16 protein-coding genes are annotated in these 23,790 nt (G+C 37.6%); 10 read left to right on the plus strand and 6 right to left on the minus strand.

The features are described 5' to 3' along the window. Positions 1-453: 453 nt before the first annotated feature. Positions 454-996 (plus strand): gamma carbonic anhydrase family protein, encoded by a 543-nt coding sequence (locus OW492_RS16775; protein WP_290041654.1) that lies wholly within the window; start codon positions 454-456, stop codon positions 994-996. Between the two features lie 344 nt (positions 997-1,340). Beyond that, positions 1,341-2,132 carry a 2OG-Fe dioxygenase family protein gene (locus tag OW492_RS16780; protein ID WP_290041655.1) on the plus strand — a complete coding sequence of 264 codons (792 nt, stop codon included), beginning with the start codon at positions 1,341-1,343 and terminating at the stop codon, positions 2,130-2,132. Between the two features lie 93 nt (positions 2,133-2,225). Here the strand turns inward: OW492_RS16780 and argH are convergent, their stop codons facing one another. The 5 genes from argH to argC all read right to left on the minus strand — a co-directional run bounded on the left by argH (position 2,226) and on the right by argC (position 8,223). Further along, positions 2,226-4,106, minus strand: a complete 1,881-nt coding sequence (gene argH, locus OW492_RS16785) for an argininosuccinate lyase (RefSeq protein WP_290041656.1) — start codon at positions 4,104-4,106, stop codon at positions 2,226-2,228. A gap of 154 nt (positions 4,107-4,260) precedes the next feature. After that, positions 4,261-5,469: an argininosuccinate synthase gene (locus tag OW492_RS16790; protein WP_290041657.1), complete on the minus strand. Its 1,209-nt coding sequence runs from the start codon at positions 5,467-5,469 to the stop codon at positions 4,261-4,263. Positions 5,470-5,489: 20 nt separating this feature from the next. Continuing rightward, the gene (locus OW492_RS16795; protein ID WP_290041659.1) at positions 5,490-6,404 is read right to left on the minus strand and encodes an ornithine carbamoyltransferase; all 915 of its coding nucleotides are present in this window, start codon (positions 6,402-6,404) and stop codon (positions 5,490-5,492) included. Between the two features lie 14 nt (positions 6,405-6,418). After that, positions 6,419-7,201: an acetylglutamate kinase gene (gene argB, locus OW492_RS16800; RefSeq protein WP_290041662.1), complete on the minus strand. Its 783-nt coding sequence runs from the start codon at positions 7,199-7,201 to the stop codon at positions 6,419-6,421. Positions 7,202-7,212: 11 nt separating this feature from the next. Continuing rightward, positions 7,213-8,223, minus strand: a complete 1,011-nt coding sequence (gene argC, locus OW492_RS16805; protein ID WP_290041664.1) for an N-acetyl-gamma-glutamyl-phosphate reductase — start codon at positions 8,221-8,223, stop codon at positions 7,213-7,215. Positions 8,224-8,848: 625 nt separating this feature from the next. On the opposite strand from argC, the gene argE reads away from it, so the two are divergent. The 8 genes from argE to OW492_RS16845 all read left to right on the plus strand — a co-directional run bounded on the left by argE (position 8,849) and on the right by OW492_RS16845 (position 19,889). Next, the gene (gene argE, locus OW492_RS16810) at positions 8,849-9,994 is read left to right on the plus strand and encodes an acetylornithine deacetylase (RefSeq protein ID WP_290041665.1); all 1,146 of its coding nucleotides are present in this window, start codon (positions 8,849-8,851) and stop codon (positions 9,992-9,994) included. A 164-nt stretch (positions 9,995-10,158) separates the two neighbouring features. Then, on the plus strand, positions 10,159-12,801 hold the full coding sequence (ppc, locus tag OW492_RS16815) for a phosphoenolpyruvate carboxylase (RefSeq protein ID WP_290041666.1): 2,643 nt from the start codon (positions 10,159-10,161) through the stop codon (positions 12,799-12,801). Between the two features lie 257 nt (positions 12,802-13,058). Next, positions 13,059-14,069: a hypothetical protein gene (locus OW492_RS16820; protein ID WP_290041668.1), complete on the plus strand. Its 1,011-nt coding sequence runs from the start codon at positions 13,059-13,061 to the stop codon at positions 14,067-14,069. A gap of 120 nt (positions 14,070-14,189) precedes the next feature. Beyond that, a complete protein-coding gene (tusA, locus tag OW492_RS16825; RefSeq protein ID WP_290041670.1) occupies positions 14,190-14,432 on the plus strand; it encodes a sulfurtransferase TusA in 243 nt (80 codons plus the stop codon). A gap of 283 nt (positions 14,433-14,715) precedes the next feature. Beyond that, on the plus strand, positions 14,716-17,133 hold the full coding sequence (locus OW492_RS16830; RefSeq protein ID WP_290041671.1) for a tetratricopeptide repeat-containing diguanylate cyclase: 2,418 nt from the start codon (positions 14,716-14,718) through the stop codon (positions 17,131-17,133). A 368-nt stretch (positions 17,134-17,501) separates the two neighbouring features. Next, entirely contained in the window at positions 17,502-18,806 is a 1,305-nt protein-coding gene (locus tag OW492_RS16835; RefSeq protein ID WP_290041672.1) for an MFS transporter, read from the plus strand. 98 nt (positions 18,807-18,904) lie between these two features. Continuing rightward, the gene (locus OW492_RS16840) at positions 18,905-19,231 is read left to right on the plus strand and encodes a hypothetical protein (RefSeq protein WP_290041673.1); all 327 of its coding nucleotides are present in this window, start codon (positions 18,905-18,907) and stop codon (positions 19,229-19,231) included. A 172-nt stretch (positions 19,232-19,403) separates the two neighbouring features. Next, positions 19,404-19,889, plus strand: a complete 486-nt coding sequence (locus OW492_RS16845; protein ID WP_290041674.1) for a VOC family protein — start codon at positions 19,404-19,406, stop codon at positions 19,887-19,889. 349 nt (positions 19,890-20,238) lie between these two features. Here the strand turns inward: OW492_RS16845 and OW492_RS16850 are convergent. Beyond that, positions 20,239-23,790: VCBS domain-containing protein (locus OW492_RS16850; protein WP_290041675.1), on the minus strand; the 3,552-nt coding region annotated here is incomplete at its 5' end.

A 23,790-nucleotide genomic window follows, 5' to 3' on the forward strand; every position in this document is an offset into this window, starting at 1 on the left:
TGTTATTCTGAATTAATGAATTAATTCGTGTGTCACTTCTATTGATGTTGCCTAACAAGTAGGACTTTGATTTTTTTGAAATCACATCAACAATAAGTGCTCACACAGATTGTTTGATTAAATTGTTAAAGAGCGTGCCTTTCGGCTAGGCGGCGTATATTACGCGCCTTTCGAACAATGTCAACGTTAATTTTCAACTTTATTTCGAAGCGAACTTCGAAGCGTTTACCGCGTTTATTCTGTTCTCAAACTCGCTGGGTAACTTGCGTTCCGTCCCGTGTCTGTGGGTGCGCATTATAGGGATTAAGATCTCATTGGCAAGCGTTTTATTGCGATTATTTTCAATTAATTTTTATACCTACTTTGACCACAAGTTATCCACAAATTTGCTTTTGTTATCCACACTTTTGTATCGTATAGTGAGGTTTTACTCTTTATATCAAAAGGTATTTTATGTTTCCTACACTTCGCCCATATAGAAATATTCACCCTACTATTGGAAATAATGTTTATATTGATCCATTTTCTTCGATTATTGGTGATGTAATGTTAGCTGATGATGTCAGTATTTGGCCTATGTGTGTTTTACGTGGCGATGTAAATAACATTTCTGTTGGTGCTCGTACTAATATTCAGGATGGATCTGTGCTCCATGTTGCTAGAAAAGGTGAAGCATCTGTAGATGGATACTCTTTAACTATTGGTGAAGACGTTACTGTTGGCCATAAAGCAATGTTGCATGCTTGTACTATTGGCAACCGTGTTTTAATCGGTATGGGTGCGATTATTTTAGATAATGCCAATATTGAAGATGATGTGATCATTGGTGCTGGGGCATTAGTGCCACCTAATAAGTTATTACAATCTGGTTTTCTTTATATAGGCTCACCAGCTAAAGCTGCTCGACAACTTACTGAAGCAGAAATGGCTTTTTTGAAACGTTCAGCAAGCCATTATGTTAATTTAAAAAATGAGTATCTTGAAGGAAGCCTTTAACTCACTTCTTATCTTGTCTATAGATACTCGCTTAACTAGTTTTTATAGGTAATAGTATTTAATCAATGTGTATTTGTACTATTACCCTCCAGCTAAGTACTCCTGTATTGCTCTTATTCTATTTACTTGTTGCACATCTACCTATTAAACAAATGACATGCCTTATTATTTAAAAGCATAAGCCTCTCTTTTTAAATGATTATTATTTCTATAATCACTCCTCTTACCATTCTTTTTATGACCATTTTATGTAATAAAAACTCGCCTCGTTGATTTTTACTCAATCCAACGTTGCTACTGAGAATAAGCAATTCCGCTTATTCGTACATAAAATGGAATCAAACATGATAAATACACACTTAGAGCACATTAGCTCGTTAGTTAAATCACCGTCTACCCCTTATACGCCTTATTGGGGGTTTCAAACCGAGCAAGATCTTTCTCAAGGAGATTGGAGTCAAACTGATATTAGCCAGCACATTAACTTACCTGAATGGCAAACTTACCTACATGATCTACCGAGAGACACTTATGTAGATGCACGTTGGAAAAGAATGTCATGGTTATACTTGGATGAAACCGGAGAAGTGAATACTTTGGATAATTGTCCAATGGCGCAGGGAGGGCAATATAATGATGCAGATACAATGGCTAACAAGTTACGATATTATCCTGCTTTAAAAACAGATTTTTTACAACGTGAAGATGTACAAGATTTTATCAAAGCTTGGGCTGATTTATGGGGTATTAATCCGAAAGAGCCTATCTTAATGCAAATTAACGGAGTCAAAGGCGATCAAGCTTTAGATCCACTTCAGGGACAAGGTATACATCAAGATGGTAGCCAGTTTTTGAGTATATTGGTATTAAGTAGAGAGAATGTAACCGGAGGGTTTAATACTTTATATCATGACAAAGCAGGACAAAAACAGATCACTCACACAACATTAAAGCCAGGTGAGGTTATGCATATACGCGATAACCAAATATTCCACAGTGTTTCATCAGTACAACCACTTAATAATAGCCAACCTTTTGAGCGTTTTATTATTATCATTAACTGTCGTTTTAACGACCCGTTCCAAAATAAAATATTACGTCAGCACTTTCCTGATGTGGTATTAAACCAAGGGTAGAAACCAGTATAAAAAAAGAGTGCAGTCATTAATGGCTGCACTCTTTAGTTTTCTTAAGATTAAACTGACTATTGCTTATATAAAGTAGAGTTCTTAGCTTTTGCTCATCTCTTTTTGTAGCAACATGCTTGTTTTGTAGTTTAACTCTAATGCTTTTTCATCATTAGCATGCTCACTCACAAACATTGCACAATCTTTTAATACTTTTTCAGGCATTGTTTTTTTACTTGCCGGACTAAATCCTTGTTTCATGTAGAAATCTGGCATACGAGTCAGTGCAAATAGGCGTTTAATTTCTAGTTTTTCAGAACGTTTCACTAGTAGATTAACAATAGCACTACCTTGACCACGACCTTCGTAACCAGGTTCGATACCTAATGAACGAATTTCAGCTAATCCGGTGTCATATACATGTACTGAACCACAACCAGTAACTTTCCCGTCCAATTCTGTAACAACAAATTCATCTACTGAATGGGTAAGGTCTGCATTATCTCTTGGTAGATTCTCACCTTTTTCAGCCCAATGATTAACCATTTGCTCGATACGCTCAACATCATCGATACAAGCAGGTCTAATCACTACACTTGAACTATCACGTTCCGCTAAACGTTTCTCAGCTTCAGTTAATGCATGTTCAATTTGTGTAGGCGATACACCGCCTAATGCTACACGTGCCGCTAATGTTGCTTCTAATGTTAATGTTGGATACACATCTTCTTCAATTACATCAGAGAATTGTTTAAATTCAGCCACAGTAAGATCTTCTAACGGGACACCTTTTTCAATGGCAGCAACAACTGCTACACCTACAATATGGTGTGCTTCACGGAAAGGAATACCTTTTGCAACTAGATAATCAGCAAGCTCGGTGGCATTAGAGTAACCGCCCTGTGCTGCTTCTTTGGTACGTTCTTCATTTACTTTAAGGTCTGTTAAGGCCATTGATGCCATTTCTAAACAGTCGCCCCATGTATCGAGCGCATCAAATAAGCCTTCTTTATCTTCTTGCATGTCTTTGTTGTAAGCCAAAGGCAGTGCTTTTAATGTCATTAACATACCAGCTAATGAACCAAATACACGACCTGATTTACCACGGATTAACTCCATTGCATCTGGGTTTTTCTTCTGAGGCATTAATGATGAGCCAGAAGTGACTAAGTCAGACATTTCAATAAAGGCAGACTCACCACTGTTATAGAAGATTAAATCTTCAGCCATACGTGATAAATGCACCATAGATAATGTTGCACAACTCATTAGTTCAACAACATGGTCACGATCTGACACTGAATCTAAACTATTACGCGTTGCTCTTTCAAAGCCTAGTGAGTGAGCTAGTGCAGTACGATCCATCGCATAAGCAGTACCGGCTAGAGCACCACTACCTAATGGACAAGTATCCATACGCTCAACACAACCTTCTAAACGGCTATGATCACGCTCTAACATTTCAAGGTAAGCTAAACACCAGTGAGAAAATGTAACAGGTTGTGCACGTTGAAGATGGGTATAACCCGGTAATATAACACCTTGATGAATACGCGCTAATTCGATTAGTTTTGCTTCAAGTTGTTCTAAGTGAGCAATTAACTCTTTAGCCGTTTTTTTACACCAAAGTTTTAAATCGGTTGCAACTTGGTCATTACGGCTACGGCCTGTATGTAGCTTTTTACCTAAGTCGCCTACTTTATTGATTAATTGACCTTCTACCCAAGAGTGGATGTCTTCTGCATCTGACTGTAATACCTGTTCAGGATTAGTTTGTACTGACTCCAACAGTTCGTTCAAACTAACTTCAATACTTTTTTGCTCTTCAACAGTTAATACATCAACTGATAACAAGGCATTAGACCAGGCAATAGAACCTATAATATCTTGTTCAGCAAGACGGTAATCGAATTTTAATGAATCATTAAATAATTTAAACTTTGTGTCTGCCGCTTGACTGAAACGTCCGCCCCATAGTGCCATTTGTTACTCCATTCTGACTTGGTAGTGAACCAAATCCATTAATTAAGGGATTGGTAATATTACAATGCTATTTATAAAGGCTCTTTTTAAAAGCGCTTATAAATAGAAATTCCTGCCCCGAAAATCGAGGCAGGAATTTTATAACATATTTTGTTTATTTGTTACTGTTTAGCTTACGAATACGGCTAGACAGTGAATATAAACGGATGAAACCTTCAGCATGTTTTTGGTCATAAACATTATCGTCACCAAACGTAGCAAACTCTTCAGAGTATAAGCTGTTTGGTGATTTCTTCTTAACCGCAACTGCTTGGCCTTTGTATAAACGAACAACCACTTCACCATTAGCATCTTTTGCTAATGATTCAGACGCTGCTAATAAAGAGCCACATAATGGAGTGAACCAACGACCGTCATATACTAAGTGAGCAAACTCTTGGCCCACTTGGTCACGCCAGCGACGAGATGGTTTATCATGTACTAATTCATCGATACCACGAAGTGCAGTTACCATAACAGTACCTCCCGGTGTTTCATAACAACCACGAGACTTCATACCGACAGTACGGTTTTCTGTAATATCAATACGACCAACACCGTGTGCTGCTGCTTTTTCGTTTAATAACATTAGTGCGTCATATGGAGATAGCTCAACACCATCAACAGCAGTTACACGTGCATTTTCAACTTTTAATGTTACGTATTCTGGCTCATTTGGCGCATCAAGCGGATCCACTGTTAATGTCCAAACACCTTTACTTGGCTCGTTGTATGGGTCTTCTAACTCTCCACCTTCATGAGAGATGTGCCATGCGTTTGCATCACGGCTATAGATTTTAGTCGCAGAAGCAGTTGTTTTAATATCACGCTCTGCAAGATAATCCAGTAGGTCTTCACGAGATACCATATCCCACTCACGCCATGGTGCAATTACTTTTAGCTCTGGTGCTAAAGCAGCGAAACAGCTTTCGAAACGGATTTGGTCATTGCCTTTACCAGTACAACCATGACAAACTGCGTCAGCACCTACTTTTAATGCAACTTCAACTTGTGCTTTAGCAATGATTGGACGCGCCATTGATGTACCTAGTAAATAAGTACCTTCGTATACTGCGCCAGATGCGATCGTTGGGTAGATATAGTCTTTAACAAACTCTTCCTTTAGATCAACGATATGACATTCAGATGCACCTGAAGCGATTGCTTTCTCATGCAAACCTACTAACTCTTCTTCACCTTGGCCAACATCGGCACAAAACGCAACAATTTCACAATCATCATACGTTTCTTTTAACCATGGAATGATCGCTGATGTATCTAAGCCGCCTGAATAAGCGAGAACTACTTTTTTAACCTGGCTCATTAATTGTTTTCCTTTCTCAATTATTTCTGTTTATTAATTAGGGTAAGCATAATTGCGTTTTGAATATGCATTCTATTTTCAGCTTGATCAAAAATCAATGAAGCTGGGCCGTCCATTACATCTGAAGTGATATCTAAACCACGATGTGCAGGTTGACAGTGTAAAACATGCTTAATACCAGTGTGGTCAAGCAAAGCTTGATTGATCTGATAAGGCATAAATTTAGCTTTAATTTGTTCTAATGGTGTGTCATCACCCATTGATAGCCAAGTATCACCGTAAACCACATCGTAACCTTGAATATCATCGATATTATTAGTCACAGAAATAGTCGCACCAGTTTGTTTAGCAATCTCTTCTGCTTTTTTCATAATTTGTGCATCAGGACTATGACCAAGAGGGCAAACCGCAGTCACGGTTGCACCTAAAATGGCACCTGCAATGAATAAAGAATGAGTAACATTGTTACCATCGCCAATATACGCTAATTTAACCTGACTTAAATCATCATAGTTTTGCGAAATAGTTAAAAAGTCTGCCATCCCTTGACATGGGTGGTATAAATCACAAAGTGAATTAATCACAGGTACTGATGCAAACTCTTCCATTTCTAGCAATGTATTATGGTCAAATACTCGTGCCACAATACAATCAGCCCAACGAGAGATATTTGCAGCAAAGTCTTTAACGTCTTCACGGCTCCCCATTGCACCATTAGTTTGATCTAAATAAACAGCATGGCCGCCTAGTTTATTAACACCGATATCAAACGTAACACGTGTACGTAGTGATTGTTTTTCAAATAAAGTCACAACACTCTTACCAGCAAGAGATTGTGCATATTTACTTGGGTTTGCTTTTAAATCTTTACCCAATGCAATCAGATCCAACGCCTGTTGCTGAGTCATTTCCATTCCGGTTAATAAATTATCCATGATTAATCTCTACTTTATTTAATTACTTTTGTACCCACTGCTTTACCTGCTAGCAATGAGACTAAATTTTCTGGGTTCTTCCAACTTGCTAGCATCACATAACCTAGCTCATCGGCAGCTTGTAATGCAGCTTTGACTTTCACCGCCATGCCATCTTGAATCACATCTTCAGCAATTAATTTATCTGCCAGTTGAGTATTTAATTCAGAGATCACTTGTTTATTAGCATCCCATACGCCATCTACGTCTGATAAAAAGACTAATTCAGCCCCCACCAGCTCACAAATAGCAATAGCAGCTTGGTCTGCATTTACATTGTATAAATTACCATCTTCACCAATTGCAATTGACGAAATAACAGGTAAAAAATCACCTGCTAATAGGCTATTAATTAACGCTGGGTTATTTGGACTACAAACACCCACGGCCCCTAAGTCTGGATCCATCTGTTTCACTGAACAGCTAAAACCATCAGCTAATGATAAACCAACCGCAGACAAACCTGCTTGTAATGCTTTTGCCATTAATAGTTTATTTGATGTACCCGCTAATGCACCTGCAACATAAGGAATTTGATCGAATGGTGTAATACGCAAACCATTCTTCTTTTCACTTTTGATGTTCATTTTATTAAGTACATCTTCAACAATAATACCGCCTCCATGCACCAATAATAATGGACGTTGTTGTATTGCTAAATAAGCAGTTAACGCAGAAAAAAGATTCGTTAATGCTTGGTTGTTTTCTAATACTGCTCCGCCTAGCTTAATAAGTAACGGTTTTTGTTGTTGTGTCATCACTAACCGCCTTATAAAATTGAAGTGGTAATATCAAAGCCAAAACGCAGGTTAATACATTGCATCGCTTGCGAAGAAGCACCTTTTAATAAGTTGTCAATTGCACTAAATACTACTAAGTCTTCGCCATCAACCGCCCAACCTAAATCACAGAATGGTGTCCCTACTACGTTTTTAAGTGCAGGTAATGTCCCTTCCATTAAGCGTACAATTGGCTTATCTGCATAGGCACTTTGGTAAGCTTGACTCACTTGCTCTACAGTAACACCTTCATTTAACACAACATTGATACTCGCTAAAATACCACGTTTAAAACTACCAAGGTGCGGCGTAAAGACGACACTAGTCCCTAAATGTTGATCAATTTCAGGTTTATGGCGATGTGTAAACACGCCGTATGGTTGCAAACTAACTTCACAGAAACTACTTACTACACTCGCTTTACGTCCAGCACCACTTACACCACTGGTTGCATTAATAGTTGGCTTGATACCTTGTTTAATTAAGCCAGCTTCAAATAAAGGCTTAAGCGCCGTTAACGAAGCTGTCGTGTAACAGCCTGGTACAGCGATTAAGTCAGTTGTTTTAACTTGCTCGGCATTCCATTCAGCTAAACCATAAACCGCTTTTTCTAATAATTCAGGATATTGGTGTGTGAAACCATAGTATTTTTCGTAAAAGCCTGTTGATTGCACTCGAAAAGCACCAGATAGATCAAATACAACGGTATTTTCAGCTAAAAAAAGAGGCGCTAAGTCGTGGCTGACTTCATGCGCAGTAGCCAATATAACAATATCAATATTTTCGCAAGCCGCTTTAATGCCACTTACACCCAGTGGTTGTAATGGTAAATCAACACAACCACGTAAATTGCCATATAACTTAGAGATCTTTTTGTCTTTATCCAAGCTACCTTCTGAAACATATAGTCCTGATAACTCAATACTTGGATGACGAGTTAAAAACTGCGCTAATTCAGCACCAGTATAACCACTTGCTCCAACCACGATTGCTTTTAACATAAAGAAAATTCCTGTTTCATTACTGACTTAAGAGATAATAAATAAATGCAAAAGGCACAAAAGTAATCACTACCTTTGGCCGAAAGCGATATTTTAAATCAAAGTGACTATTTATTCAATAAACATGAATAAATATACTACAAATGATAAGTTATTCATGTTTGGTTAAAAAAAACCAGATATTAAAGAACTAAAAAAAACGGAAAAAAATCAATAAGCAACTGATTAACAACAACTTAATATTAAAAAAATAAATAATTAAGTACTTAAATTGTAAGCAATAAAAGAGTCAATTAAGTCATTTTGATGAGCATTTAAGTAGTTAGTAGCGATTTAAATTGCAAAAAATATTCAAAAAATCGCTCTTTTTTTAAATAACTAAATAATTTATTTATTAGACAGTATAAAAAGAGCTTTAATTTATCAGTGAATCGAGCATAGAATGAATTCAAGCGAGATCGCCATGAAGCGATTTTTGAGCCTTAATTTATTCAGATAATAAACATGCAATGACATGCTTATGAGCAGTCTATTTGATGAGCGAGGCAGTATTTTAATGCGTGTTTAAATGCTTCTCCATTATTGCTAAGTACCAGTGTTTTACAGTTTAACTTCAAGGAATAGTATGTCATTACCCGCATTTACGGACCTATATAAAGGCCTTATAAAACTACCTTCTATTAGCTCAAGCGATAGTTCTTGGGATCAAAGTAACCTTGCCGTGATTAACCAATTAGCAGAATGGTTAGGAGATCTTGGTTTCGCTATTGATATTACAGAAGTCGCTGCAGCGCCAGGTAAATTCAACCTTGTTGCCACCCTAGGCAAAGGGGATGGCGGTTTATTATTAGCAGGACATACTGATACCGTGCCTTATGATGAAGGTAAATGGCAAACCGACCCATTTACCGTCACCGAAAAAGACAATCGTTTTTACGGTTTAGGTACCATTGATATGAAAGGTTTTTTTGCTTTTGTAATTGAAGCATTAAAAACTATGGAGCGTGAAAAATTTACTAAGCCTCTACGTATTCTTGCGACTGCCGACGAAGAAACAACTATGTCCGGTGCACAACAAATATCAGAGCAAAAGCACTTTAAACCTGATTATGCAGTAATTGGTGAGCCAACAGGAATGGTACCCGTCACCATGCATAAAGGGCATATGTCCGAAGGTATTCGCATTACCGGTAGAAGTGGGCATAGTTCAGATCCTGATAAAGGATTAAATGCCATCGATGTCATGCACCTGGTTTTATCAGAACTTAAAAAGGTACAACAGACCTTTAAAGACAAGTATCACAATCCACATTTTGAAGTACCGTATCCAACACTTAACTTTGGAGCGATCACTGGAGGCGATAGCCCCAACCGTATTTGTGGTTGTTGTGAATTACATATCGATATGCGCCCTATTCCAGGTGTTACTACTACAGAATTATTTATCACTGTAAAACAGGCTTTATCTGAAATTGAGAAACGTTACCCCAATAGCGTAGAAGTGTTTCATTTACATGAACCAATTCCTTCTTATGAGTGCCCGATTCACTCAGATCTTATTGATAATGCAGAGATTTATACAGGTAATAAAGCAACCAGCGCGAATTACTGTACCGAAGCGCCATTTATTCAAGCATTAGGTTGTGACACCATAGTATTAGGCCCTGGACATATTGCTCAGGCGCATCAACCTAACGAATATTTAGACCTTTCTTTTGTAAAACCGACCCAAGCGGTCATAGAAAAGCTCATTCAACGCTATTGTGTGTAATGGGTTGTTAATAGGCATTCTGTAATTTAGTTACAGGCATGCCTATTTAATAAATCGAAATAGTACAATGAAAAAGCACCTTGATTGACTAGGCGCTTCATTATGGTATTTTATTTAGTTCCACTACAAAAAATGTAATTTTATTACAATAATAAGGAAGTACGATGACAGAAACATATGCAAACTTACGAGGTAACGTGGGTTTATTAGGACAATTATTAGGTAAGAGTATCAGTGACCATCTTGGTGAACCCTTTCTTGAGAAAATTGAAACTATACGCCAACTGTCTAAATCATCTCGCGCTGGTAATGGCAAAGATGGTGAGCGCTTAATTGAAGTACTGTCTAATTTAAGCGATAACGAATTACTACCTGTCGCACGTGCATTTACTCATTTCTTAAATCTTGCAAATATTGCAGAGCAATTCCATGGCATTTCTCGCCACTGTGATTCAGAAGTTTGTGCACCCGATCCATTACAAACTTTAATTGCTAAACTAAAAAACAGTGACGTTTCAGAAGAGCAAATTGTTAAGTCTGTTTCTGAATTAAAAATGGATATGGTATTAACCGCACATCCAACAGAGATTACACGTCGTACTCTGATCAATAAACATACTGCGATCAACCAATGTTTAAGCCTATTAGAACTTACTGATATTTCAGATAAAGAGCGTGACCAACTATTAGTTCGTCTTGAGCAATTAATTACTCAAGCATGGCACACCAACGATATTCGTAAAAACCGTCCTACTCCGGTTGATGAAGCTAAATGGGGTTTTGCTGTTATTGAAAACAGCTTGTGGGAAGCCGTTCCACAATATGTCCGTGAATTAGATAAAACATTACAAGATGGTTTAGGCATTTCATTGCCACTTGATGCTTCTCCAATCAAATTTACTTCATGGATGGGTGGAGACCGTGACGGTAACCCATTTGTAACCGCGAAAGTAACAAAAGAAGTATTAATCACTAGCCGTTGGGTAGCAGTTAGCTTGTATCTTGAAGATATTCAGCAGTTAACGAAAGAGTTATCGATGGATAACTGTGACCCAGTATTACGTGCCATTGTTGGTGAAGAGGCTGATGAGCCGTACCGCGTTATTTTACGCAAGCTACGTAATGAATTAAAAGAAACTTTAACCGCGCTAAGTGCCACATTACAAGGTCACGATAGTACAGCTAAAGATATCATTGTCAGCACTAAACAACTAAAAGAGCCATTACAACAATGTTATGACTCACTTGTTAATATGGGCATGAAGTCTATTGCTAACGGTTTATTATTAGACATTCTACGTCGCGTAAACTGTTTCGGTGTTAACTTAGTTAAACTAGATATCCGCCAAGATGGTGAACGTCACGGCGATACTTTATCTGAGCTAACACGCTACTTAGGCATTGGTGATTACAATGCTTGGAGCGAAGAAGATAAGCAAGCCTTCTTACTACAAGAATTGAACAGTAAACGTCCACTGATCCCTACAGCTTGGGAGCCTTCAGCAGACGTACAAGAAGTACTAGATACTTGTAAAGTAGTTGCACAAACAGATCCTGAAGCATTAGGTATTTACATTATCTCTATGGCACGTGAAGCATCTGACGTACTAGCAGTTCAACTATTATTAAAAGAAGTGGGCTGTCCATTCCGTATTCCAGTTGCTCCATTATTTGAAACACTAGATGATTTAAATAACGCAGCAGATGTAATGAAACGCCTGTATGCAGTTGACTGGTACCGTGGTTACATTGGCGGAGAGCAACATGTGATGATTGGTTACTCTGACTCAGCAAAAGACGCCGGTGTAATGGCAGCTAACTGGGCGCAGTACACATCACAAGAAGCATTGATCAAAATCAGTGAAGATAACGACATTCAACTAGTTCTATTCCACGGACGTGGCGGCACAATCGGTCGAGGTGGTGCTCCAGCACAACAAGCCTTATTATCGCAACCTCCTGGTTCATTGAAAGGTGGTTTACGTGTAACTGAACAGGGCGAGATGATCCGCTTCAAATTCGGTTTACCAAAAGTAGCGATCAACAGTTTAGATATTTACACTGCAGCTATTTTAGAAGCAAACTTACTGCCGCCACCAGCACCAAAACAAGAATGGCGCGATGTTATGCAGCAATTTGCTGAACAATCATGCGAGGAGTATCGTTACTTTGTTCGTGAAGAACCTGACTTTGTACCTTACTTCCGTAGCGTAACGCCTGAGCTAGAGCTAGGTAAATTAGCACTAGGTAGTCGCCCTGCGAAACGTAAAGCGAATGGTGGTGTTGAAAGCCTACGTGCAATCCCATGGATCTTTGCATGGAGTCAAAACCGCTTAATGCTACCAGCTTGGTTAGGCGCAGGCACTTCATTAAAAACGTTACTAGATGAAGGTAAAAAAGAGGTGTTACGTGAAATGTACGTAAACTGGCCTTTCTTCCATACACGTTTAGAAATGTTTGAAATGGTATTCATGAAAGCAGATGAAGAATTAACAAAATTCTACGAAGAGCGTTTAGTTCCAAAAGAGCTATGGCCTTTAGGTGAACGTCTGCGTGAAAATCTTAAACTAACACGTGAAACAGTATTAGAAACAATTCCTGATCATAAGTTAATGCAAGAACAACCATGGATTAAAGAGTCAATTAAATTACGTAATCCGTATGTTGACCCACTAAACATGTTACAAGCTGAGTTATTATCTCGTTCACGTTCATGCGAACAAAACGAAACAATTAACCCAGATATTGACCAAGCATTAATGGTAACCATCGCCGGTATTGCTGCTGGTCTTCGTAATACAGGTTAATCTCTACAAGATTTTTACTATTCCCAGCCCACTTTTGTCGATAGATAAAAGTGGGCTTTTTCTTTTTGGCTACCTTTCTATCAAACACTCCTCAACTGTTTTAGCAAAACTCCATATTTGACACATATTATTGGCCTTCAAGCATGCTAATCTGTTGTCATAGCAATTTCATTAAATACACGACCTAGTGTTGCACCAAAGAAAAATAGAGTCGATTGTTAATGAAATTAATCTCACTAAGCACAAGAGGCATTACTATGATGAAAGTTTACTTAACGTCTACATTAATTGGTTTGACCCTATTTTTGCAGGGCTGTGATAACAGTGAAGCGCACACAACTAATACAATAAGTGCTGCCGAATATAAAGGCTCAGGCTCAGTAACCTTCGGCATAGCGGAAACCACTACACCCAATCTATTTCCTAAAGGTGGTCGAGTGGCAGAAATAGGAACGATCAAAAGCATCAATGACAATACAACTTGGACAGTACCTGCGGCCGTCAACTTTACTAATGATAAAATTCCATTTGCTCCAGATTTATACAACGATTATGGTCAACGATATAACGACGCTAAAGCAGCCTTAGCAGCGCTAGATACAAAAGATATAATTGAAATTGATGCTGATGGAGAAATAGTCACTGTTTATATATTTGCTGATAACTATTTTGAAATGTATATCAATGGCGTTGCTGTTGGTAAAGACCCGGTTCCTTTCACTCAATTCAATGCCAATATCATTCAATTTAAAGTGAAAAAGCCTTTTGATGTCGCAGTATTAGCGGTTGATTGGGAAGAAAACTTAGGCACAGGTACGGAGTCTAATCGTGGTGTTTCAGCACACCCTGGTGATGGAGGTTTTGTTGCCGTGTTTAAAAATGCAGATGATCAAACTATCGCCATCACAGATAGTACTTGGAAAGCACAAAACTATTATACCTCTCCAATCACAGACTTGAGCTGCTTAACTGAATCTGGCACTTCTCGTTTATCAACGCAATGTACTATAGAAGGAACTAATGATGCTTCTGTTTTATATGGAGTACATTGGGCAATACCAAAAGGTTGGGAGAAGCAAGGTTACGATGATAGTCAATGGCCTGCTGCAACAACCTTTAGTAATGACACTGTCGGTGTTGATAACAAAAAATCATATACCAACTTTACCGACATTTTTGACAATACAGAGCAAGATGCACAATTTATTTGGTCTACTAATTTAAACTTAGATAATAAAATTTTGTTAAGAAAAACAGTCGCGAAATAAAGCATGTTATTCACCTACAAAAGATTATAACCGAGGATGCTGACTTCCTTGGTTATAATAATGTTTGCGCCGAGATTGGATATGTTAATATTAGCTTTTTAAGCTAGATTCGGTAATAACATGACAAACGAAATAACAATTAAACAACTTGATGCATTAGGTTTACGCTGCCCAGAGCCAGTAATGGTCATTCGAAAAACGGTACGTAAACTCGCAACAGGCGATATGTTAGAAATCATTGCTGACGATCCAGCAACCACTCGAGATATACCCAGTTTTTGTCGTTTTATGGAACATCAGTTAGTTGAGGCGCAAACCGACACTATCCCCTACCGTTATATCATTAAGAAAGGCTTAAAATAATATTTTTGAAAGAGATACTACTTATTAAATAATTTATAAGTTTTTCTAAGCTTTATCAACCTTACCTAGATACTAGCCAATAAAGATTATTGATCATATAATGATGTTAATTTGAGACGTAAAAACGCCCCCCATATATACAGGTATTAAACATTTTATTGTCTCACCTTAAACAAATGGATTTTGTTTATTGATCATTTAAGTACTCCTTAGGAATAAAGAAGTGGATTTATAACAGGTTAATCGAACCTTAAATAAACGCTCAATATTAAGGTAAGAATATATGGATCTGTTTTGTACTAAGTACTTACGTTTAATGTGGCTTGAGTTCCCACAGCTGATATCGGGCCTTCTTAAATTAACTTATTTATTCTCATACTGCTTATTATTTTTAACCTCTACTCTTTTTTATAATGCAAGCTATGCCGCAACCAATAAGCCGCCACCAGTAGAGCACAGTGATTTATCACCAGCACAATTATTAAAACAAGCAGAAACTTTCCGGTTTATTGACCAACAGAAAGGTATTAAACTTGCCAACAAAGCATTACAACAAGCCGATATTAATGGTGAGGCATTACTATGTGCTAATGCTCATAATCTACTAGGTGATTTAAACAGAAGAATCAGCGACACCAATCAATCCAAATATCATTTTTTACAAGCAGCAGATATTTATCAAAGTATAGATGCCGAGGAACAACACATTCTTGCATCGGTTGACTATCTTCATACCCTATCCACTGAAGGCCTTCATTATCAAGTTGAAGATAAAATAAATGACACAATCAGCCTTGCTAAAGAGTATGGTCATCCTTATCCCATTGCAATGGCATTGATTGTAAAAGGAAGAAGCCAATATAAGTTAAAACAATATGACGCTTCAATTGAACAATATTCAGAGGCACTAAATTATTTAACTGAATCTGACTATAAAGTACAAAAAGAACGGGCTGAAACCTTTACCAAAATCGCTGAATCTTATAAAAGGTTAAAAGATCGAACCCTCATCGGAACAGCATACAAAAGTGCATTAGATATTTATACAAAGATACAAGATCACAAGTCAATGGCTCGCACATTGAATGCACTATCAGAGGTGGAACGAAATTTAAAAAATTATAAAGTTGCTCTTGATTACTCGTTAAAAAGCATTGACATACAGCGGTCGATCAATGACCAGATTGGCTTAGCAAAAGCCCTTTCCGGTGCAGGTATCATCTATCGATTTATTGGTTTATATGAAAAGTCACTGTCTTTTATGTACCAATCTCACTTAATTTATAAACAACTCAACCATACTAAAGGGTTGGCCAAAACATCCAACCAAATGGGATTAATTTATACTCGTTTGCATGAGTACGAGCAAGCCAAGTCTTTTTACAATTTAACCATTAACCTCCCTGAACACCAAGTTGAAACAAAAACATTAGCCTCGGCTTTACGGGAATTGGCAGTGATCGACATTGAGTCAGAAGATTACGAAGATGCAAAACAAAAAATTCTACGTGCGCATAAGATTTACCAGGGACAGGATGATCACTTATATGAATCAATAACGGCGCGTATTATCGCCAACATATATCATGCTCAGAACGATGATGAAGCAGCTATTATTTTTTATAAGCGCTCTTTATCCTTAGCAATGGAGGCTAAAGATACTCTGTATCAGTTAAAAGCACAGATTCCGTTAGCTGAAGTATTAATTGACAGGGACATACAACAAGCTATTGAGTTACTAAAATCTTCCTTAGTACTTGCCACCACAATTAATTCAACAACCCACATGTTACATGTTTATCAAGAATTAAAAAAAGCTGAAAAGGCACAGCATAATTATAAAGCGGCTTTGTCCTATGCAGAGAAAGAACTCGCTTTATCAAAGGTGATTGAAAAACAAAAAAATGATGAAAGTCTAACGTTAGTTAAAGCTAAATTATATTCACATAAGAAAGAGAGAGAACTCGCCTTATTAAAGGAAAAAACACAACGAGATGCTTTAGAATTAGCCAAAAAAACCAGTGAAGTTGCTCTTTCAGAACAAGCTCAAAAAATAGCCGAATTAGAGCTATCAAAAAACAAGTATGCGAATACCACACTCACTGCGTTATTAATTATCTGTTTACTCACCGTTTTATTTATCTATCGACGTTTTAATTACTCACGTCAACTCAACAAAAAACTAGATCAGTTAGCAACAAGAGACCCTCTGACTAACTGTTATAACCGCCGAGCATTATTTAACCTCATGAATGAAGTCTTTGAAGGATTAACTCCTAACGATGAATATTGTATTGTGCTTGTTGATATTGACCATTTTAAAAAGGTTAACGATATACATGGCCATAACATAGGAGATAAGGTGTTGTGTGATATCGCTGAAGTATTGAAAAATGGTATTCGTAAAGATGATATTACAGTGCGTTATGGTGGCGAGGAATTCTGCCTTACTTTAGCAGGTACACAACCAGAACAAGCAATGAAAATCGTAGAAAAAATACGTGAAAAAATTGAGTTAACAGCATTCAACGATATATATGTCACCTGTAGTTTTGGTGTTGCTTCTGTTCAATTTAATGCAACTACGCCTTCTGAGTTAATCCATCAAGCAGATGTGGCTCTTTATAAGTCAAAATCCTTAGGCCGTAATAAAGTAACCTTATGGAGTTCAAAAATGGCAACTCAATCTTCACCGGATTAACTTTCTCTAGGAAATACTCATTTCATTACAATTTTTGGTTGTATAAAAAAGTGCATATAACTCAATAACAAACCAATTTGGTGCTAAAAAGAAAATTGCTTTATTTGATACTCCTCAAGCTTTTGATTTTGTTAAATTATATTTTATTGAATACTTGGCACAAGTTTTTCATGAGTTATGTGATGGAGTAATCTATAAAAAATAGATAACGCGCCTTTATGCCATTATAAAAATACTCATATTAGCTGTACCTAACCAAAGAACAGCAAGTTAAGTTGTAACTGTAATTGCATCGAAGGCAGAAAAACAACAGCAAATGATACTCGCTAACTATAAATAAGGTTGCCTCTCTCGCTTATTGGAGTCTTATGATAAATGCACTAATACCAGTCACCTCTTTGCTTATGTCCAGTGCATTGTTACTACTTGGGCATGGTTTATTACTTACTCTACTGCCTATTGCCGCTAACTCATTCGGCTTTTCCGATACACAAGTTGCTTTAACAGGATCTGCTTACTTCTTAGGCTTTGTTTCAGGCTGCTTAACCACTCCTTTTATGTTAAAACGCGTGGGTCATATTCGTAGTTTTGCCGTACTAGCCACTTCTTATACTGTGGTCATTTTAATCTTTCCTTTATTACCTGAATTTTATGCTTGGATGATATTGCGATTCTTAATCGGTTTAGTTATTTCAGGTCTATACATGATTATCGAAAGCTGGCTTAACGGTAATGCAACACCGCAAAATAGAGGTTCTATCCTATCTATTTATACCACGCTAAATTTAATCATGGTGATGTGCGGACAGCAGTTATTCAACTTAGGTAACGTACAAGATACGATGTTATTTAGCTTAGCAGCTATATTGATTTCGATTGCTATTATCCCGATTTCATTAACTCGCCACGCTGCACCAACTATGGTTCAGCAGGTTAAACTGAATATGTATAAAGTATGGGAGCACTCTCACATTGCGTTAATTGGCGCAGTTGTCGCAGGGTTAGTCACCGGTGCCTTTTGGTCTTTAGCCCCTATTTATGCGAAAGCTAATAATTTCAATAATATTCAAGTAGGGTTATTTCTATCAGCTACTGTATTGGGAGGAGCATGTTTTCAGCTTCCTTTAGGTAAAATATCCGATAAAATGGACCGTCGAAGTGTACTAATGTACTCCGCATTAATAGGCTCTATCGTCTCCTTGACCTTTTTTTATTTACCGCAACTTGTCCCCTCTTTTGCTGGATGGCCAGCTTTTGTGTCAGCCTTTTTTTGGGGAGGAACTTGCATGACGTTATATGCAATCTGTTTAGCTCACGCTAACGATAATGCAACTTCAGAAGATTTTGTAGAAATCAGTAGTGCAATGTTAATTACTTTAGGGTTATCTTCTGCTATCGGTGCACCATTAGCTTCTCTCAGTATGAGTCAATTGGGAGCAAATGGCCTATATGCTTTTACAGGGTCCTGTCTCATATTATTCTTTATTATTGTTCTATTTAGACGCCGCAGTCATATTTCACCTTCTATCTTAGAAGAAAAAGAAGAGTTTCGTACGGTAACCGATATGGCAGGCCCTACTGCCTATGAAATGGATCCAAGGACAGAGACAGAAGTAGAAACGCTAATAAAAGAAGAAACCATCACTGCATCGGAAAACAATGCTATGAAATAATATAATTTGTGTACTTAACTCGAAAGATTAACCTGAACCCCATGACAAATTAGTTAACTTTGCGTATTAATTAATATTAATAGGCAAAGGAAACATAGATGTTAAATGAACCGCAAAAAAACCACTTCAATAAGCTATATCATGGGGAAATGGGGCTAGCTAAAACAATTTGGTTATACGCTGCCATAATCAACTGTTGCTTAATCGGCTTTTTTCTTATTCCCTTCAATGATGTTATTGAAGTGGCTCTTTTGTTCTTTATCTTGGCTTATAACCTAATAGTAATGTCTGGTATTTGGGCTGCCTCAGAAAAATATAAAGGTAAATATCTTTGGATAGCCTTGAGCAAATGCCTATTAATATTAAGTTACTTTGTATGGGCTATTGGCGCCTTTACAGCGATTAACTGGTTTCTGATCCTATAAACTATCTCTGATCATCAATATCAATCCCCCTCTTATAGATAACAATAAATTATTATAATAATAAAATATAATAATTTTAAGTTATTCAAAAGCAAGCGTACTATCTCCTCATCGAAACAAAACATGTAATAAGCAATGCATGTAATAAATGAAATAAAAGTAGGAGAACGTTATGAAAATGAATCACGTTGGTTTAATGGTTGGCGATATGGACAAAGCTGTTGAGTTTTATACTAAAGCGCTAGGTCTTCGCATCGTTATGAATAACACTAAAGTACAAGAAGAACGCGAAACAGCTATTGGCAGAATGTGTGTTGCGGTATTTGGTGAAGGCTTCAAAGGCTTTAATATTGCACACTTAGTAACAACTGATGGTATCGGTGTTGAATTATTTGAGATGAAAGATCGTCAAGAACGCCATGAAGTTGATTTCTCTCGCCTTGGTATTTTCCACTTCTGTCTACAAACAGATGATTTTGAAGGTGCTATTGCACGTACTGAACAATACGGCGGTAAAGTGCGTATGGATATCATGCGTTACCATCCAGAAGATGATAGCAAACCAGCTAAAATGGTTTACTTAGAAGACCCGTTTGGTAACTTATTTGAGTTCTATTCACACACTTACGAAGAAACTTACGCAACTGACTATTCGTAATAAATATCGACCAACAAAGGCTGCTTAATAAAGTGGCCTTTTTACTATTAACCAGCAACCACTATGTAAGTAATACTTAAATTAAAACAATACTGTATTATAAATTCCCGTTAACTTGAATTTATAATAAAAAGATAGAATCTGCCCCTTTTACAGGCTTCTTTTAACATAAAGTCATATTAATCAGCCCCAAAAGTAATCATTTAATTAATCCCCTAAAAATTAATTTTAACAATTATTCAGAAGTCTAATAAGCAATTTTATCAATATGGTTAAACGACAATATAATCAAACTAAAGCACACTAAGTACCTAACGATTCTGAGTGTGCTTAGATTATGGTGGCTAATTTATATTGTTTCTTCCATCTCAGCTGTAGATGAAGTTGCTGCATACATATCTGTATCGTCAGAGACAATCAGAGCTCCATCCTCAATTAACCCATTAATGATAGTCACATCTTCACTTCCGTACTCAGTCACAACATCAACATCCTCTAAAACGATATATTGTGTTACTTCATCATTAACCACTTCAATAGTGGTATTCGCAATACCTTCACTATCTGTATCAACAGAGAAGTTTAAGTAGGAATCTAATGTATTACTGGTTGCATCAACGAGTAGATCGCTTAAATCGAGTACGTCTTCTCCATCGATATCAAAATCAGTAATGGTATCGATATTATTATTAGCACTACTATCGAATTCCCAAATATAAGTATCAGATCCTTCACCACCAGTTAATATGTCATTACCTAAACCACCGGTTAACATATCATCGCCATCTCCACCAACTAACGTGTCATCTGCATCTGTTCCAACAAGAATACTATCAACACCATTCACGGTAACAGTGGCAGCGGCAACATCCGTTTTAACACCATCACTTACAGTGTATTCGATATCAAAGGTTTGTGAGTCGCCTTCATTTAGGGTTGCTCCTAATGTTTCACTTGGGGTAAAGACTATCTCTCCATTCACAAGTTCACCTGTACCAACAATAACACCACCTGCAGTCACATCGACTGCATCACCGCCTTCACTCACACTTTGCCCTTGGATCTCAGTAATAGTAATGTCATCATTGTCGCTGTCACTATCATTAGATAGTACATCGATAGCTATTGAGTTATTCTCATCAGTAAAAATACTCCCTTCTGTTAAAGAGGTATCTACTGAAGGTAAATCATCAGTAACATCTACAACTGTATCTGCATCATCGTAATTGATATCAAGAGTAAGTACTTCTGTTGTTTCACTACCATCTGCTTGTGTTCTGGTAAAAGTAATTTCATCTGAAATTGTTCTTGAAAGTGTCATATTTTGTACTACATAGGTACCATTAGATCCTGACGTTGTTAATTCAAAATAATCAACGGGTGTATCAGTCGTAAACGAATAAACATCTGAGTAAGTACCACTTTCTCTGTAAGCAGATTGTGTTTCTGTCGTCCCATCTTCGAAGTAAGCAGTTATGCTTACCTGAGTAGCACTGTTACTAGACTCATCAAAGAAACCACCTAACCCATCAAGCGTAAAACTCACCTCATTGATATTTTCACCTACAACGTCTATAACCAGTGTTTCTCCCCTGCTTAGTCCTGTTCCATCAGCGTTACCAATACCATTGCCTATATGAGTATTACCATTCCAAGCAGTTAATACTTTTGAATCGTTTTCACTTGTTGTTGTTATAGAAGTTGTAATTGTTGCATTGTTAATAACAGCTACTGCTTCTGTCCCTTCCTCATTAACTGTTCCCCAATCACTAACACTAGCCACAAAGCTTTCACTACCGTCATCACCAAATGATCCCACTTGAATATCAACAGAGTTAAGCTTAACTTCCTCTTCATCAGGGATGAATCGAACCTCAGAATCTGAGTCATATTCGTCCCCAATAACCATATCAACCCAAACACCATCTACTGATACTTGCACTGTTCCATATTCTGGCTCTTCATCGAGACGGATTGTTGTTGCATAAGTCATTTCAGTATCATTAACGGCAGTAGGTGCATAATCAACTCCATTAATAGTTATCTCTATATCCTGAGTATTACCATCTGTTGTATTGACGGTAATAATATCAGTTAAGGTCTCACCATTATCAAGAGCTTGTATTTCAGCTTGTGTGTTGTCAGCTTCATACGTCCAATTGCCATCAGAATCGATAGTAACAGTGCCATAGGCACCGATTACTGATTCAGCTTCAAAGGTCGTTGTATCTGCGGTATCCAAGTCCGTTAGAGATAATGTACCATTGGTAGTTAATATACTTTCATCATCATCTTCAGTAACTTCGCCCGTTGCTTGACCAGTCACAACTGATAGATCATCAGTACCATTTATAGTTATTGTAATATCTTGTTCAGCCCCATTTAAGGACACAGTATAAACTTCAGTTAAAGTCTCGCCATCAGCTAAATACTGCACATCGTTATTATCGACTTCATATGACCAATTACCATCTGAATCAATAGTTAACTCTCCGAGTGCACTACTCCCTGCTGTTGAAGTAGCAAAGGTTACTGTTGGTGAAAAACTACTTCTATCTGAATCGTCGACATCAATAAAAGTGATTTTTCCTGAATCTGTTAATACCATATCAGTGCTATCTTCAATCACTTCGCCTTCTGCACTATCACCAACACTACTATCTACTATGATTTCAGTAGGATCTTCCGCACCAATAATGTCAATGGTGGTAGTTTCTTGGGTACCATTTAAAGTAACTGTGTATATCTCAGTGATTTTTTCACCTTCATCTAGGTACTGAACCAATGAGTTATCTACGCTATAACTCCAATTACCATCATTTTCTACAGTAACAGAGCCCAATTGACCTAAACTTGAAGTCGAACTTGTAAAGTTGACTTCTGGCTCAAAAGAGGCGCTATCAGAAGAGTCCGCATCACCAAATTCAAAAGTATCACTTGTTGTTAAAAACCCTGGGGTGTCTGTATCATCATCCTCAAAAAGCCTAGCAAACGCATCACTAGAGCCTACTGGTTCAATAGTAGTCGGATCATCAGCTCCATTAATAGTAACTGTAATATCATGTGTAGTACCGTTTAGCGTCACTGTGTAGACTTCTACCAATGACTCACCCTCACCTAAATATTGAACAGCGCTGTTCTCAACCTCATAAGTCCAGTTACCATTTGCATCAATAGAGATTTCACCTAAAGCGGTATCCCCTTCATTCTCAGGAGAGAACTCAACAGTAGGCGCAAAATTTTCACTGTCTTCAGTATCTACATCAGAGAATGTTAATGTACCTGAGTCCGTTAAGGTTTGAGTTGCACTTACTTCTTGATCCTCGGTCACTTCACCATTATCACTATCTGAAGCTCCCACTAAAATTTCAGTCGGATCATCCACTGGGTTAATAGTGACACTAACCGTTTCTTCAGTACCTTCTTCATTGGTATAAGTGAAAGTATCTGTTCCATTGAAGTTAGTATTTGGCGTATAAGTAACAGTGCCATCATTATTCAATACAACCGTACCATTCACGCCATCAGTTACTGAAGTGACGGCAGATACCTCACTATCTTCATCTGTGTCATTCGCTAAGACGTCAATTATGACGGGTGTATCTTCATCAGTAATAGTTGAGTCAGAGTTGGTAATAGTTGGGTCATCAACAATAGTCACACTTGGTTCAACGCTTACGGCATCGCCATCAACCGTGCCGTCGTTTGGCGTTAAGGTGAACGCTGGTAATTCTTGACCGCTGTTCACTAAGTCAGCGCCCGCTTGGGTCAATACCACTGAGCCGTCTACTAAGGCATAGTTTACTGTGTCGCTTAGCGTAACCGTCACCTCATCGCCATCTTCATCGAAGGTCTCGAAAGTCGCCACTTCTGCGCCAGCAACCGCGCTGCCGTCATCTTC

Source organism: Psychromonas sp. 14N.309.X.WAT.B.A12 (assembly GCF_030397575.1).
In the GTDB taxonomy this organism is placed as follows: domain Bacteria; phylum Pseudomonadota; class Gammaproteobacteria; order Enterobacterales; family Psychromonadaceae; genus Psychromonas.

Coding starts and splice junctions, on each gene's coding strand:
- OW492_RS16775 (WP_290041654.1), top strand. CDS start 454: ATGTTTCCTACACTTCGCCCATATAGAAATATTCACCCTACTATTGGA.
- OW492_RS16780 (WP_290041655.1), top strand. CDS start 1,341: ATGATAAATACACACTTAGAGCACATTAGCTCGTTAGTTAAATCACCG.
- argH (WP_290041656.1), bottom strand. CDS start 4,106: ATGGCACTATGGGGCGGACGTTTCAGTCAAGCGGCAGACACAAAGTTT.
- OW492_RS16790 (WP_290041657.1), bottom strand. CDS start 5,469: ATGAGCCAGGTTAAAAAAGTAGTTCTCGCTTATTCAGGCGGCTTAGAT.
- OW492_RS16795 (WP_290041659.1), bottom strand. CDS start 6,404: ATGGATAATTTATTAACCGGAATGGAAATGACTCAGCAACAGGCGTTG.
- argB (WP_290041662.1), bottom strand. CDS start 7,201: ATGACACAACAACAAAAACCGTTACTTATTAAGCTAGGCGGAGCAGTA.
- argC (WP_290041664.1), bottom strand. CDS start 8,223: ATGTTAAAAGCAATCGTGGTTGGAGCAAGTGGTTATACTGGTGCTGAA.
- argE (WP_290041665.1), top strand. CDS start 8,849: ATGTCATTACCCGCATTTACGGACCTATATAAAGGCCTTATAAAACTA.
- ppc (WP_290041666.1), top strand. CDS start 10,159: ATGACAGAAACATATGCAAACTTACGAGGTAACGTGGGTTTATTAGGA.
- OW492_RS16820 (WP_290041668.1), top strand. CDS start 13,059: ATGATGAAAGTTTACTTAACGTCTACATTAATTGGTTTGACCCTATTT.
- tusA (WP_290041670.1), top strand. CDS start 14,190: ATGACAAACGAAATAACAATTAAACAACTTGATGCATTAGGTTTACGC.
- OW492_RS16830 (WP_290041671.1), top strand. CDS start 14,716: ATGGATCTGTTTTGTACTAAGTACTTACGTTTAATGTGGCTTGAGTTC.
- OW492_RS16835 (WP_290041672.1), top strand. CDS start 17,502: ATGATAAATGCACTAATACCAGTCACCTCTTTGCTTATGTCCAGTGCA.
- OW492_RS16840 (WP_290041673.1), top strand. CDS start 18,905: ATGTTAAATGAACCGCAAAAAAACCACTTCAATAAGCTATATCATGGG.
- OW492_RS16845 (WP_290041674.1), top strand. CDS start 19,404: ATGAAAATGAATCACGTTGGTTTAATGGTTGGCGATATGGACAAAGCT.